The sequence below is a fragment of the Amycolatopsis sp. NPDC026612 genome, assembly GCF_040638285.1.
In the GTDB taxonomy this organism is placed as follows: Bacteria; Actinomycetota; Actinomycetes; order Mycobacteriales; family Pseudonocardiaceae; genus Amycolatopsis.
This window is the reverse complement of sequence record NZ_JBEZYB010000009.1, coordinates 89,265-103,052: the sequence shown is the minus strand read 5'-3', so window position 1 is coordinate 103,052 and position 13,788 is coordinate 89,265. Positions and strand designations below refer to the sequence as shown.

11 protein-coding genes are annotated in these 13,788 nt (G+C 71.7%); 6 read left to right on the top strand and 5 right to left on the bottom strand.

What is annotated here, in order from left to right; all coding sequences use genetic code 11:
• From AB0F15_RS12480 to AB0F15_RS12470, 3 genes are all read left to right on the top strand, one after another.
• Positions 1-1,815, top strand: coding sequence for a glycoside hydrolase family 15 protein (locus AB0F15_RS12480; RefSeq protein ID WP_360269336.1), 1,815 nt, complete (start codon positions 1-3; stop codon positions 1,813-1,815).
• 92 nt (positions 1,816-1,907) lie between these two features.
• Positions 1,908-2,114, top strand: a complete 207-nt coding sequence (locus AB0F15_RS12475; RefSeq protein WP_360269335.1) for a hypothetical protein — start codon at positions 1,908-1,910, stop codon at positions 2,112-2,114.
• 43 nt (positions 2,115-2,157) lie between these two features.
• Positions 2,158-2,769 (top strand): GNAT family N-acetyltransferase, encoded by a 612-nt coding sequence (locus AB0F15_RS12470; RefSeq protein ID WP_360269333.1) that lies wholly within the window; start codon positions 2,158-2,160, stop codon positions 2,767-2,769.
• Positions 2,770-2,897: 128 nt separating this feature from the next.
• Here AB0F15_RS12470 and AB0F15_RS12465 read toward each other — a convergent pair whose 3' ends face one another.
• Positions 2,898-3,590: a hypothetical protein gene (locus AB0F15_RS12465; protein ID WP_360269331.1), complete on the bottom strand. Its 693-nt coding sequence runs from the start codon at positions 3,588-3,590 to the stop codon at positions 2,898-2,900.
• The gene (locus AB0F15_RS12460) at positions 3,587-4,903 is read right to left on the bottom strand and encodes a right-handed parallel beta-helix repeat-containing protein (RefSeq protein WP_360269329.1); all 1,317 of its coding nucleotides are present in this window, start codon (positions 4,901-4,903) and stop codon (positions 3,587-3,589) included. Before AB0F15_RS12460 ends, AB0F15_RS12465 begins: the two co-directional genes overlap by 4 nt.
• 108 nt (positions 4,904-5,011) lie before the next feature.
• On the opposite strand from AB0F15_RS12460, the gene AB0F15_RS12455 reads away from it, so the two are divergent.
• The gene (locus AB0F15_RS12455; RefSeq protein ID WP_360269327.1) at positions 5,012-6,100 is read left to right on the top strand and encodes a Dyp-type peroxidase; all 1,089 of its coding nucleotides are present in this window, start codon (positions 5,012-5,014) and stop codon (positions 6,098-6,100) included.
• A 43-nt stretch (positions 6,101-6,143) separates the two neighbouring features.
• On the opposite strand, the gene AB0F15_RS12450 is transcribed toward AB0F15_RS12455, so the two are convergent.
• Positions 6,144-11,015: an SdrD B-like domain-containing protein gene (locus tag AB0F15_RS12450; protein WP_360269325.1), complete on the bottom strand. Its 4,872-nt coding sequence runs from the start codon at positions 11,013-11,015 to the stop codon at positions 6,144-6,146.
• Between the two features lie 545 nt (positions 11,016-11,560).
• Between AB0F15_RS12450 and AB0F15_RS12445 the strand changes: the two genes are divergently transcribed.
• Positions 11,561-11,773, top strand: a complete 213-nt coding sequence (locus tag AB0F15_RS12445; RefSeq protein WP_360269323.1) for a DUF5988 family protein — start codon at positions 11,561-11,563, stop codon at positions 11,771-11,773.
• A 126-nt stretch (positions 11,774-11,899) separates the two neighbouring features.
• Here the strand turns inward: AB0F15_RS12445 and AB0F15_RS12440 are convergent, their stop codons facing one another.
• Both AB0F15_RS12440 and AB0F15_RS12435 read right to left on the bottom strand, forming a co-directional pair.
• A complete protein-coding gene (locus tag AB0F15_RS12440) occupies positions 11,900-12,562 on the bottom strand; it encodes a polysaccharide deacetylase family protein (RefSeq protein ID WP_360269322.1) in 663 nt (220 codons plus the stop codon).
• Between the two features lie 2 nt (positions 12,563-12,564).
• Positions 12,565-13,230, bottom strand: a complete 666-nt coding sequence (locus tag AB0F15_RS12435) for a glycoside hydrolase family 11 protein (RefSeq protein WP_360269320.1) — start codon at positions 13,228-13,230, stop codon at positions 12,565-12,567.
• Positions 13,231-13,436: 206 nt separating this feature from the next.
• Between AB0F15_RS12435 and AB0F15_RS12430 the strand changes: the two genes are divergently transcribed.
• Positions 13,437-13,751 (top strand): hypothetical protein, encoded by a 315-nt coding sequence (locus AB0F15_RS12430; RefSeq protein WP_360269319.1) that lies wholly within the window; start codon positions 13,437-13,439, stop codon positions 13,749-13,751.
• Positions 13,752-13,788: the final 37 nt, after the last annotated feature.

The window sequence follows — 13,788 nt, the reverse complement described above, 5'->3', positions numbered from 1 at the left end:
GTGACACCCCCGATCGAGGACTACGCCATCCTGGGCGACCTGCACACGGCCGCGTTGGTGTCCCGCGACGGCGCCATCGACTGGCTGTGCCTGCCCCGCTTCGACTCCACCGCCTGTTTCGCCGCCCTCCTGGCCGACGAGCACGCCGGGACCTGGCGGCTGGCCCCCGCGAGCGGCGGCCCCGCCACCCGGCGCGCGTACCGCGGCGACTCGCTGGTCCTGTCGACCGAGTGGGACACCCCCGACGGCACCGTCCGGATCCTGGACTTCATGCCGCCGCGGGGCGAGGCCGCCGACGTGGTCCGGATCGTCGAAGGCGTGTCCGGCCGGGTGCCGATGCGGATGCTGCTGCGGCTGCGCCTCGACTACGGCGCCGTCACCCCGTGGGTCCGGCACGAGGACGGCGAGTTCGTCGCGGTCGCGGGCCCCGACGCGATCTGGGTCCGCACCCCGGTCCCGCTGCACGGCGCGGACCTGGCCACGCACGCCGAGTTCACCGTCTCCGCCGGGGAGCGCGTCCCGTTCGTCCTCACCCACAACGCCTCGTACCGGCCGCGCCCGCGGTTCGCCGACGCCGAAACGGCGCTGGCCGACACGGACCGCTTCTGGGCGGACTGGATCGGCCGCTGCCGGTACGAAGGCCGGTGGCAGGCCGCCGTGCGCCGCGCCCTGATCACCCTCAAGGCCCTGACCTACGCCCCGACCGGCGGCATCCTCGCCGCCGCGACGACGTCCCTGCCGGAACAGCTCGGCGGATCACGCAACTGGGACTACCGCTACTGCTGGCTGCGCGACGCGACCTTCACCCTGCAGGCCCTGATCGGCACCGGCTACCACGACGAAGCTCGCGCCTGGCGCGAGTGGCTCGTCCGCGCCGTCGCCGGCGACCCCGCCGACCTGCAGATCATGTACGGCCTCGACGGCACCCGCCGCCTGCCGGAGGCCACCCTCGACTGGCTGTCCGGCTACGAAGGCTCCACCCCGGTCCGGGTCGGCAACGCCGCGGCCGGCCAGTTCCAGCTCGACGTCTGGGGCGAGGTCCTCGACGGGCTGCACCTCGTCCGCGAAGCCGGGGTGGCCACCTCCCACCCGGCCTGGGACCTGCAGCGCGCCCTGCTGGACTTCCTCGAAGGCCACTGGGACCAGCCGGACAACAGCCTCTGGGAGGTCCGCGGCCCGCGCCGGCACTTCGTCCACTCCAAGGTGATGGCGTGGGCGGGCGTCGACCGCGCGGTGCACACCGTGCAGGCCCACGGCCTCGACGGGCCGGTCGACCGCTGGCGGGCCCTGCGGGAGAAGATCCACCAGGACGTCTGCGCCCACGGCTTCGACGCCGATCGCAACACCTTCACCCAGTTCTACGGCTCGCGCGGCCTGGACGCCGCGCTGCTGCTGATCCCGCGCGTCGGCTTCCTGCCCGCCGACGACCCGCGGGTCCGGGGCACCGTCGACGCCGTCCGGGCCGAGCTCGCCCAGGACGGCTTCGTCCGGCGCTACGACGCCGACGCCGACGGCGGCGTCGACGGGCTGCCCGGCGGTGAAGGCAGCTTCCTCGCGTGCAGCTTCTGGCTCGCCGACGCCCTGCACGCGACCGGGCGCCGCGACGAAGCCCGCCGGTTGTTCGAGCAGCTCCTCGGGCTCCGCAACGACGTGGGGCTGCTGTCCGAGGAGTACGACACCGACCTGCACCGTCAGGTCGGCAACACGCCCCAGGCGTTCAGCATGGTCGGGCTGGTCAACACCGCCCGTCAGCTCTCCGGTTCCGAGACCGGCACGAACGCCCCGCGGGAGGACCAGCGGCTCCCGTCCGCCTGACCAGACCGGTACGCCTTGGGACGACGCCCGGTGACCCTCGCCGCGGTGCCGGTCACTCGTTCGGGTCGGCGGCCCGGGCCGTCAGGTGCGGCGTGTCGTCGGAGCTCAGCGACGCCAACGGGCACCTGCTGTCCAGCACCTACCCGTGGCTGACCGGCAGCGGCGCGTACCAGGTGGTCAACACCGCGCGGTGGACCCTCAACGGCGTCAACCCGGTGTTCGTCAAGGCGATCATCGGCGCGAACGGGTCGTCCAGGTTCATCCGGCTGGATGACATGACCACGCAGTGCTACTGGTGAGAGTCCGCTCCCGCCGTTGATCGGGGTTGTACCATCACTGCCGATGAGCTGGGCCGGGTGGAAAGTACGGTTGCGGGAAGTCCGCCCCGCGGACCACCGCGCCCTGATCGGGTTCGACCGCGACTCCGGCCCGCAGGTCGGCGGCTACCGCCACTGGGCGACGCACCGGGGCGCGGCCGAATCCGGTGACGACTTCCACTTCGCGATCGAGACGCTGCACAACCGGACGCTGGTCGGGTCGATCTGGATCCAGGCCGACCCGGCTTCCGGCCGGTTCAGCTACGGCATCGGGATCGGGCCCCCGTACCGCCGGTGCGGGTACGCCGCCGACGCCGTCACCGTCCTGCTCGCGTTCATGTTCGAGCTGCGCCGGTACCACAAGTGCGAGGTCAGCATCAACGGGAGCAACTTCGCCTCGCTGGCGTTGCACGGAGAGCTGGGCTTCCGCGAAGAAGGCCGCCCGCGCGACACCGAACTGCGCCGCGGGGAGATCCGCTACCCGGTGCTGATGGGGATCACGGCGGACCGCTTCGCCGAGCACCAGCCGGCGTTCATCGCCGCTCGCGGTCCGGTGCGCCCCTGGCGAGGACGCCACTGGCGAACACCCCGGCGCGGACGGCACTGGCGCCCCGAACACCTGCGGCCGGCTCGCTGACCCTCCCGCGAACGCGGCGACCGGTCCGGGCCTCAGGGTGGCGTAGCCGGGGGCGGCCGAACACGACACAGCAACCCGCGGCCATCCCCCGCCCGCTCACCGGGCGAACAGCGCAACCCACCCCCCGCTCACCGAGCGAACGCCGCCACCGCACCCGGCGGCGGAGACGTCGCCGGCGTGAACGTGACCACCACCGGGTCCGGCCGGTCCCCCACCCGCGCCTCGACCCGCAGCAGCAATCCTGCCGTGTCCAGCCAATACCGGACGCGGGCCGCCTTCGCCGCGTCCGTCGCGTGGGCCGGCTGGGGACCGTCCATCACGTCGACCGGGGTGGTGCCGATCGTGTCCGTCCGGACCCACCTGGCCGAGCTCTGGCGCAGCAGCTGGACGTTGTCGGGGCGGTCGGTGCCCAGCCCCAGCAACAGCCGGAGCGCCGTGTCGAGTTCGGGGCCCGGCTGGAGCGGCCGGTACTGCCACCGGTCCGGGGGTGGCGGGTCGGTCGCGGCCTGGCCCGGGCCGCCGCGGAAGGCGACCGCGGACGGCGTCCACTGCAGCAGGCCGCCGGAAGCGTCGTCGTGGCGGCCGTCGGTGCTCATCTCGGCGTAGCCCAGGCGCTCGACGAAGTCGACCCGGCCGTGCAGGGCGATCCGCCCGGCGCCGGTCGGCACCGTGGCCGTGAAGTTCTCCGTCCGGAACCGGTAGTTGGCGAAGCGGACCAGCGCGAGCCGTTCGGCCTCCGCCGTGGACAGCGGGCGGGGCTGCGGTTCCGCGCTGCACGCGGCCACCAGCAGCACCACGGCCAGCGTTGTCAGGCGCTTCACGGCTTGACGCCGGCGTGCTCGGCCAGCAGCGCGATCTGCGGCACCGGGTAGCTGTCGAGGTCGACCGGGCCGGGCAGGCCCCGGGCGGGCCGTGGGGGCGCCGTCGCCGCGTCCGGCAGGTCCGGCTGCCCGGGCGGCGCCGCGACGTCGGGGAACGGCACGCCGCGGGGCGCCGGGGGCAGCGCGAGGCGCACGCCGGCGGCCTGGGCCGCGCTCGCCGGGCAGGCCATCGTCCCGGCGATCCCCTCCGGGGCGGTCGTCGTCAAGATGTTGCCCTGCAAGCAGTTTCCGCTCCCCGGAGCCCGGTCCGAAGCCGCGTAGACGACGTCGACGCCGTTGCCGGACAGCACGTTCCCGACCAGCCGGTTGCCCGATGGCGCAAGGTCCTCGGCGGAGGCGAGGGCGATCCCGGCGCCCGGGTTGCCGGTGACGAGGTTGCGCGCCAGCAGGTTCCGGGTGCCGCCGGCGATCCCGATGCCGACGCCGAACCCGCCGTCGGCCTGCGCCGGGCTGCCCGGCTGGGCGTTCGCCGCCACGAGGTTGCCCACGATCGCGCCGTCCCGCTGCGGCACGAACGCCTCCTGGTAGTCCGAATTGGCCGACAGGCCCACCCGGTTGCCGACGAACCGGTTGCCCACCACGGCCATCCGCCCGGACGCGTTCGTGCCCTCGTAGCCGACGGCGTTGCGTTCGGCGACGTTCCCGCGGACCACGATGTCGCACGGGCTGCACTGGCCGACGTAGAACCCGGAGTCGGCGCTGCCGGAGGCGTAGCTGTGCTCGATCAGCCCGTGCTGGGAATCGAACGCGTAGACGCCATACAGCCCGTTGTTGCTCGCCGTCACGTACGAGACGCGGAAACCCTGCACCGGCGGGAACCGGGCGGGATCGAGCCGGGTGTAGCCGTCGCTGCCCCGCGCCAGGCCGCCGTTCTCGTCGGCCATGCCGGTGACGAGGACGCCGTTCAGGACGTGGTCGCGGACGGTCAGGTTCTCCACCGCGACCCCGGGCGCGGTGACCACGATCCCGTTGGCCCGGCGCACTTCGCCGTCGAACACCACCCGGTTGCGGTCCGTGCCGCGCAGCACCAGGCCGGGCACGGTGATCCGCACCGACTCGTGGTACACGCCAGGGGAGACGAGCACGAGGTCACCCGGCCGCGCGGAATCGACGGCCTGCTGGACCGTCGGCGCGTCCTGTGGCACCCGGATGGTCGCGGCGCCGTCGGTGTCCGGCCGGAACGCCGGCTCCGCGGAAGCACAGCCGGCGACGGCCAGGACGAAGAGGAAGAAGAAAGCAGAAAGCGCGCGCACGGCGAAACCATAGGAGTGTTCCGCCTCGCGCAGGCCGTCCGGCGCGAAATGCCACCTGGTGGAGTGACAAGCGCCGGTTCCGCGACGGTGAGGCGGCACAATCCGCGCGTGGCCACTCCTCCCCCGTTGTCCCGCCGTTCCGTGCTGCTCGGCGCCGGCGCCGCCGGGCTGCTGTCCGCCTGTTCCGCGCCGGCCGCCGCCTCCGATCCGGCCGTGGTGGACGCCTTCGGTGCCCAGCAGGCGGGGATCGCCCGGCCCGCACCGCCGCAGCGGCACGTGGACCTGTCCGTCTGGGATCTCCCGCATGGAACCGACCGGCCGTGGCTCGGGGCGCTGCTGGCCGCGCTCGGACGGCGCGCGGCGGCGTTGGGCGCGGGCGGCGATCCCGCGCTCGCGGACCTCCCGCCGGCGCGGCTGACCGTCACGGTCGGGCTCGGTCCGCGGATCGTGGCGGCCGTCGGCCCGGATCTGCCCGGGACGCAGGACCTTCCGGTGTTCCCCGGCGACGAGATCGGCGACCGCGACCGCGGCGGTGACCTGCTGCTCCAGATCGGCGCGGACGAACCCCTGGTCGCCGCCCTCGCGATGACCGAGCTGACCGCCGGTACCGGGATGATCCCGCGCTGGCGGCGAACCGGCTACCGCGGACCGTCCGCATCGGACGGTCCGGGGCGCAACGTGCTCGGTTTCGCCGACGGCATCGTGCTGCCGAAGAGCGACGCGGAACTGGCCGCCGACGTGTGGCTCGACGGCCCGCCGCCGGTCCGCGGCGGCACGATCGCGGTGGTGCGGTCGATCCGGCTGGACACCGCGGGCTTCCACGCGCTGCCGGTGGCGGCGCAGGAGCGGGTGATCGGCCGCCGCAAGGCGACGGCGGAGCCGCTGTCCGGCCCGGAGCTCGACCTGGGCGCGAAAACCCCGGACGGCGAGTACGTCATCCCGGCGGACGCGCACGTGCGGCGGGCGCACCCGCTCACGGTCGGCGCCGGCGTGATGCTGCGGCGCGGCTACAACTCCGAAGAGGGGTTGCTGTTCATTGCGTTCCAGCGGGAGCTGCGGACGTTCGTGGCGACCCAGCACCGGATGAGCGAAGGTGACGCGCTGCTGCGGTACGCGACGACCACCGCATCGGCGACTTTCCTGGTCCTGCCGGGCTTCAGTGCCGATGCTCCGCTGGGGCAGGCCCTGCCGGCCTGACGGCGAAGGGGGTGGGCACCTCCAGGCGCCCACCCCCACGCTGTCACCTCATTCCGCGTGCCCGCCGGGCCGCCACCAGCGCCGCGATGCCCGCAGCCACCGCGAGACCGCCCAGCGCCAACAGCCAGTCACCCGGGAAACCGGTGTACGACAACGGACGTGCCTTCGGCGGGACCGTCGACCCCGGCGCGGTGAGCACACCGGCGTCCAGGCCCAGGTCTTCGCGCTTCGCCGCGCCCACGGTGACCACCGGGGTGCACCCGTCGGACGGCTGGACGTCGGAGTCCTTCGTGTCGTCGGGACCCACGTCCGGCTTGGTCAGCTTGCGGCTGCCCGTGTCGAAGCAGACCTGGTACGTCCCGTCCGGCAGATCGTCGAACAGGTACTTCCCGTCCGCGCCGGTCTTCGTCGTCGCCAGCTGCTTTCCGTCGCCGTCCTTCAGTGTCACGGGCACGTCCGGCACGCCCGGTTCACCCGGGTCCTGCACGCCGTTGCCGTTGCGGTCGGCCCACACGAAGTCACCGAGCCGGTTCCTGGGCTCGGCCAGACCGGCGTCCAGGGTCAGGTTCTCCCGCTTGCCCACCCCGAGCTGGACCACCGGCGTGCACCCGCTCGCCGGATCGGTGTCCGAGTCCTTCGCGTCGTCACCCGCGTCCGGCTTCGTCCACTGCCAGCCGGCGTACTGCGCGGGCACCGTCATCCGGTCGAAGCAGACCTGGTACGACCCGTCCGGCAGGTTCTCGAACAGGTACTTCCCGTCCGCACCGGTCTTCGTCGCCGACACCTGCTTCCCGTCGCCGTCCTTCAGGACGACCGGCACGTCCGGCACCCCGGGCTCACCCGGGTCCTGCACGCCGTTGCGGTTGGTGTCGGCCCACACGAGGTCGCCGAGACGGTTGGGCGGTGCGACCAGACCCGCGTCCAGGGTCAGGTTCTCCCGCTTGCCCACCCCGAGCTGGACCACCGGCGTGCAGCCGGTCGCCGGATCGGCGTCCGAGTCCGTCCCGTCGTCACCGGCGTCCGGCTTGGTCAGCGCGTAGTCGGCCACCGCTGCCGGGAGCTGCTCGACGTCGAAGCACACCTGGTACGACCCGTCGGGCAGGCCGTCGAACAGGTACTTCCCGTCCGGGCCCGTCTTCGTCGTCGCCACCTGCTTGCCGTCGCCGTCCTCGAGGATCACCGGCACGTCCGGCACGCCGGGCTCACCGGCGTCCTGCAGACCATCGCCGTTGCGGTCGATCCACACGAAGTCACCGAGCCGGTTGCGCGGCTCGACCAGACCCGCGTCGAGGGTCGGGTTCTCCCGGCCACCCGGACCCAGCTTCACCACCGGCGTGCACCCGGTGCCGGGATCGGCGTCGGAGTCCTTCGCGTCGTCACCCGCGTCCGGCTTCGTCCACAGCCAGTCGGCGTAGTCCGCCGGCAGCTTCGAACGGTCGAAGCACACCTGGTAGGCGCCGTCCGGCAGGTTGTCGAACAGGTACTTCCCGTCCGGACCCGTACTCGTGCCGGCGATCTGCTTCCCGTCGCCGTCCTTCAGGACCACGGGCACGCCCGGCACGCCCGGCTCACCCGCGTCCTGCAGGCCGTTGCCGTTGGTGTCGGCCCAGACGAAGTCCCCGAGGCGGTTCGGTGGTGCGACCAGGCCCGCGTCCAGGGTCAGGTTCTCCCGCTTGCCCACCCCGAGCTGGACCACCGGCGTGCAGCCGGTCACCGGATCCGCGTCGGAATCCTTCGTGTCGTCACCCGCGTCCGCCTTGGTCAGCCGGTAGTCGGCGACCGGCGCGGGGAGGTGCGCGATGTCGAAGCACACCTGGTACGAGCCGTCCGCCAGGCCGTCGAACAGGTACTTCCCGTCCGGGCCCGTCTTCGTGGCCAGCAGCTGCTTTCCGCTGCCGTCCTTGAGCACCACGGGCACGTCCGGCACGCCCGGCTCACCGGCGTCCTGCAGACCATCGCCGTTGCCGTCGAGCCACACGAAGTCGCCGACGCGGTTGCGCGGCTCGACCAGACCCGCGTCCAGGGTCAGGTCCTCCCGGCGGTCGATTCCGAGCGTGGTCACCGGGGTGCACCCGCTCGCGGTGTCGGCGTCGGAATCCTGCGCGTCGTCACCCGCGTCCGGCTTCGTCCACAGCCAGTCGGCGTAGTCCGCCGGCAGCTTCGAACGGTCGAAGCACACCTGGTAGGCGCCGTCGGGCAGCTTGTCGAACAGGTACTTCCCGTCCGGACCCGTCTGGGTCGTCGCGAGCTGCTTTCCGCTGCCGTCCTTCAGCACCACCGGCACGTCCGGCACACCCGGCTCACCCGCGTCCTGCAGGCCGTTGCCGTTCGTGTCGGCCCACACGAGGTCACCGAGGCGGTTCGGCGGCCGGATCCCGGCGTCGAGGGTGAGGTCCTCGCGCTTGGCCGGGCCGAGCGTCGTCACCGCGGTGCAGCCCGTCGCCGGGTCGGCGTCGGAGTCCTTCGTGTCGTCACCGGCGTCGGGCTTCGTCGCCAGGTAACCCGCGTACGCGGCCGGCAGCGTCTTCAGGTCGAAGCACACCTGGTACGAGCCGTCCGCCAGGCCGTCGAACAGGTACTTGCCGTCCGCGCCCGTCTTCGTCGCCGACACCTGCTTTCCGCTGCCGTCCTTCAGCACCACCGGCACGTCCGGCACCCCGGGCTCGCCCTGATCCTGCAGCCCGTTGGCGTTGGTGTCGGCCCACACGAGATCGCCGAGGCGGTCCTGCGGGGCGAACAGCCCGGCGTCGACGGTGTGGTTCACCGAACCCGCCGGCCCCATCGTCACCTTCACAGTGCCGGTGGCCGGATCGGGATCGGAGTCGATGGCCGGGTTCCCGCCCGCCTTCGCGACCGTCCACTTGATACTGGACAACGGTGGCGCGCCCGGCAGGGCCGCGGTGTCGATGCCCGAGTAGTCGAACTTCACCGTGTAACAGGTGCCGGCCTTGAGCCCGTCCGCGGCGCCGAAGTAGTACTCGCCGTTGGGTCCGGTCGTCTTGGTGGCGAGTGCCGTTCCCTTGCCGTCGCAGGGCAGCAGCTGCACCTTGGCCCCCGCGACCGCGGGCTCGGCCGGGTCCTGGACGCCGTCGGCGTCGGTGTCGAACCACACCCGGTTGCCCAGCTGGACCGGCGCGTTGTCGCAGAGCGCTTCCAGGTCGGCCAGGCCGTTCGCCTTCGACCACCCTTCGGTGCTCGCGTCGCTGATGAGGTAGCCGTTCGAATAGCTGCTGTCCATCATCGTGCCGTTGGCGCGGTCGAACCAGCCGATGCCGCCGGTGTTGACGTCCGTCGGGTCCATCACCGTCGCGGGCATCCGGGCGGCCCCGTACACCACGGCGATGCCGCCCTGCGCGGTTTCGTTGTGCGGCTTGCCGACCGCGGCACTGCTGAAGTACTCACCGGGGTAGTACTCGACGACGTCGGTCGGTTCACCGCCGCCGTTGGCGTCCGCGCTGTTGTTGTTCGGGCAGCCGGCGGTTCCTTCCCACACGTAGGTGCCGCCGGCCTGGCGGCAGACCCGGTTCAGGTCGCCACCGCTGACGGTGTCGTACTTGTCGGTGGACCCCGCGGACGGCGGCATGTCGTGCCCGCCCTGGTCGGCGAAGCGGTCCCGGAACCCGAGCACCAGGTCACCGCCGGCTTCGGCGCGGATGTCGGTCAGCAGCGGTTCCGGGTAGGCGATCAGGTGGCCTGCCTGCGCCGCGGGCGGCTGGTAGGCGGCCTGCCACGGGTTCCAGAAGTGGGTGTTGCTGCCGTCCCACAGCGCATCGCCCCGCTTGAAGTCCAGCGGGTGGTTCACGAGCACCGGGCCGAACGTGCCGGCGACGGGGTCGAAGGTCCGGATCACGACACGCATGTCGGCCGTCTTCTGCGTCGATTCGCCGGAGCACACCCCACCGGCGAAGACGAGACCGTCGTGGACACCCAGGCCGCCCGGCCGCCAGTCACCGGCGGCGGGACAGCCGGGGTCCGGGATGGCGTAGCTCGCCTTCGGCTTGGCCGCGGTGGCCGCGGTGGCGTCGTAGAGGTAGAGCTTGCGGTCGACCAGGTTCACCACGAACAGCGTGCTGCCGTCCTCGCTGATGCGCATGGCGCCGAGGCTCTCCTTGCCCACCGTGTTCGCGAACGGCAGGTCGAAGTCGGTCGCCATGGCGTGCGCGGTGCCGCCGGCGCCGGGCACCTTGGTGAACAGGCTGGTGCTCTTGGTCGCCGTGTTCGTGACGTAGATGCCGCCGGTGCCGCCGGGGCCGTACGCGGTGGCCCGCTTGGCGAACGCGCTGGAGAAGACCCGCTTGTCCTCCTTGCGGTACGCGATGCCGTAGACCGTCCCGGTGTCACCCTGGGTGGCCAGCGCGGTGGGCGGGGTTCCGGTGCCCCGCGCGGTGAACGGGAAGCTCACCAGGGACCGGGCCTTGGGGTCGACGCCGGGCGCGATGCCGTTGCGCTGGCAGGCGGTGACCAGCGCGGGGTTGTCCTGGCAGTAGTCCGCCGGGTTCCACAACCCCATCGTCAGGTCGGCCTTCTTGCCACCGGAGACGTCGACGAACGCGGTGAGGCTGCTCAGCCCACCCCCCGCCGGAGCCGGTTTCAGGTACGGCATCGACGCGGGCACGCTCGCCTCGACGCGGTACTTCCCGCCGGCCAGCCCCGCGGTGGCGAGCTTGACGGTGCCGTCCGCTCCGGTGGTCCCGGTCGTCGTGCCTCCCGCGGGGTCGGTGACCTGCACCGGGATCCCGGCCAGCCCGGTCTCCAGGGCGGGCTCGTAGTTCCCGTTTCCGTTCAGGTCGCGGACCACTCGGACGGTCAACGTGCCGTCGGAAGCGTCGGCGCGGGCTGGTGCCGCCGGAGCAGCCAACGGGAACACCGTCGAAGCGAGCAGCAGCACCGCCCCGAAAGCAAATAGTCTCTTCAACGTTCACTCCACACAGCCGGGCCCTCGACGGCCACTGTCCATTGCAGACGGTTGTGGTGAGCTTAGAAGCCGGGGAGAGTGACTCACCCGGTGAAGCGGAGTGAATAAAAGTCCGGTTTTCGTGACTTCAAACCACACGATCGAGTGAGCAGGCCCCCACTGGCCGGGCTACGCAGCGGGTTTCGATGTCGCGATTGACTCATTCGCGCCATCCGGGCCGTCGGCCGGCCGTCCGATTCCGCGGACGGGCGAACGGCGCAGGCGGCAGACGTGCGCGAACGCCGGACGACCGGCTGCCGCACCTTCTCCTGGGCGCTCCGGCGCCCGCCGCGGCGAGCCCGAGCCACCGGCGCGCGCCGAGGGGGGGCGGCCCCGCGCCCGGTTTGCGCGGAGAAACCCCTATCGAAATCGGTGTCAACCCCTGTTCATCGGCATTCCGAATAGGAGCCGGACATCTTGACACCGCGCTCGAGCGTCCGGCATCGTCGAGAGACGAAGACCACATTTCCGGTTTCCCGGGCCGACGAATCCACGGAGGAGGAATCATGGCGAAGATCAAGGTGACGCTTTCCGGTGGTCCGGCCGAGCTGACCCGGCACCACCGCGAATGGACGGTCGGCAGCATCGGCGAAGTCGCCAAAGTCAGCTTCGGCGCAGGCTACGAGCACTTCTCCCACCACGGCGAATACACCACGACCAGCAGCGGCGACCAGGTGCCGGTGTTCGCGTGGTGCGGCCGCACGCGGGTCGCCGAGTGACCCGCTGAAACAACCGAAAAGGTCTCCTTTCCGCCGGAACCAGCCGGAAAGGAGACCACGTTTTCGGTGACGTTCACGATTCCGCGGAGGTGGCGCGGCGGGGTGCAGCCACCGCGCCACCAGCCCTCAGCCCGGAGCGACCGCCCGGCCGGTCTGCGGGGAAATCATTCCCGCGCACAACCCACGGCTCGCCAGTGTCTGGGCGATCCGGGGGATGGCGGCCAGCGTGTTGCCCGGCCATTCGTGCATCAGGATGATCTGGCCGTTCGTGAGCCGGGCGTTCGCCTGGACGATCGCGTCGACGCTCGCGTTGTTCCAGTCTCCCGAATCGACGTCCCAGATGATCTGGCGGAGGCCGTACTTGGCCTCGACCGCCTGGACCGTCCCGTTCGTTTCCCCGTACGGCGGGCGGAAGAGCCGGGGCGTGCCGCCGCCCGCGGCCGCGATCGCCTGCTGGGTCCGGGAAATCTCGGAATCCACCTGGGCCTGGCTCTGCTGGGTGAGGTGTGGGTGCGTGTAGCTGTGGTTGCCGACCCACATTCCCGCGCTCACCTGCGCGCGGACCTGGGCCGGGTACGCGGCCGCGTACTGGCCCTCGTTGAACATCGTGGCCCGCAACCCGTTCTGCCGCAGCGCGTTCAGCAGAGCCGGGGTGTGGGCGTTCGACGGCCCGTCGTCGAACGTCAGGCCCACGTAGCCGTAGCACGTCGCGGCCTGAGCCGGGGCGACGGCGACCGTGCTCGCCGCGGCGACGGCCGCCGCGGCCAGGAAGGTGCTCAGGACCCGCATGGTCAACCCACCGTCAGGTTGGAGTTGCCGCTGCTCTGGTAGCCCTCGGTCGCGAGGATCATGTAGTAGTTGAAGCTCCCGAGCCGCATCCCGGCGCGGGCCCAGGCGTCGAAGTGGTTGCCGGTGGTGATGGTGCCGCCGGTCCGCCGCTGCTGCCGGACGCTCCAGTACTGGTTGAACGTCTTGTTCCCCTCGACGGACGGCGCGTTGTAGCGGGTCGTCTGGTAGATGTCGTAGGTCCCGCCGTCGCTGGTCACGGTGCCCTTGTACGTCCCGGTCGGCCGCCAGCTGCCCCAGTTGTCGACGATGTAGTACTCGACGAGCGGGTTGGACGTCCAGCCGTAGAGAGACAGGTAGCTGTTGCCGGAGGGGTTGAAGCTGCCCGAGTAGTTCACGTTCCGCCGGCTGCCGTTGCCCCAGCCCTTGCCGGCGACGAAGTTGTTGACGTTGCTCCAGTTCGTCCGGTAGTTCCCGCCGGAACCGAGCGTCATGGAGACCGAGCCGCCACCGGCGCTCCAGAACGAGTAGTAGTATCCGTTGTTGTTCCCGGTCTGGTTCGTCGTGATGACGGTGTCGGCACTGGCGACACCGGGCACGAGCGTGGCGGCCAGCGCAAGGGCGGCCCCGGTGACGAAGACCCTGAAACGGCCACGGTTCTTGGTGTGCATGCTTCCTCCTCGTCGAGGCTGGCGGGCGAGCCAGGATGGCAGAAGCATGCGTTTGGTACCGCTGGTCGGGCAATAACTTTCGGAAAGTTTCGATACTCCTGCGGTGCGGGCCTTCCGCCACCCCCTGGGAATTCGGGGGGATGTCCCTACCCTGGAAAGCGCGGCGTCGACGCCGCACCGTTTTCCGCACACACCAGGGGGTTCACGTGAAACGCACAGCGGCGACCATCGCGCTCGGGATCGCCATGGTGGCTCTGCCGCCGGCCGCGGGCACGGCGTCCGCGTCGGTCACCTGCGGCAACTACTCGACGCAGGGCGCGTCCGACCAGTGGGCGCTCGACTACTACTGGGGCAACTGCGGTTCCGCCGCCACGAAGATCGCCGTCTCCGGCGTGGCCTATGGCGTCACCCACCCGCGGGGCGAGAAGTGCGTGCCCGCCGGCACCGCGGTGCTGATCGGCCAGACGGGAAATTACCTGGTGTACACCTACAAGGCCGTGGACACCCGTACGGCGTGCTGACCCGGCGGGGCCGTGCGGGGTGAGCCGGGCGAGGCGC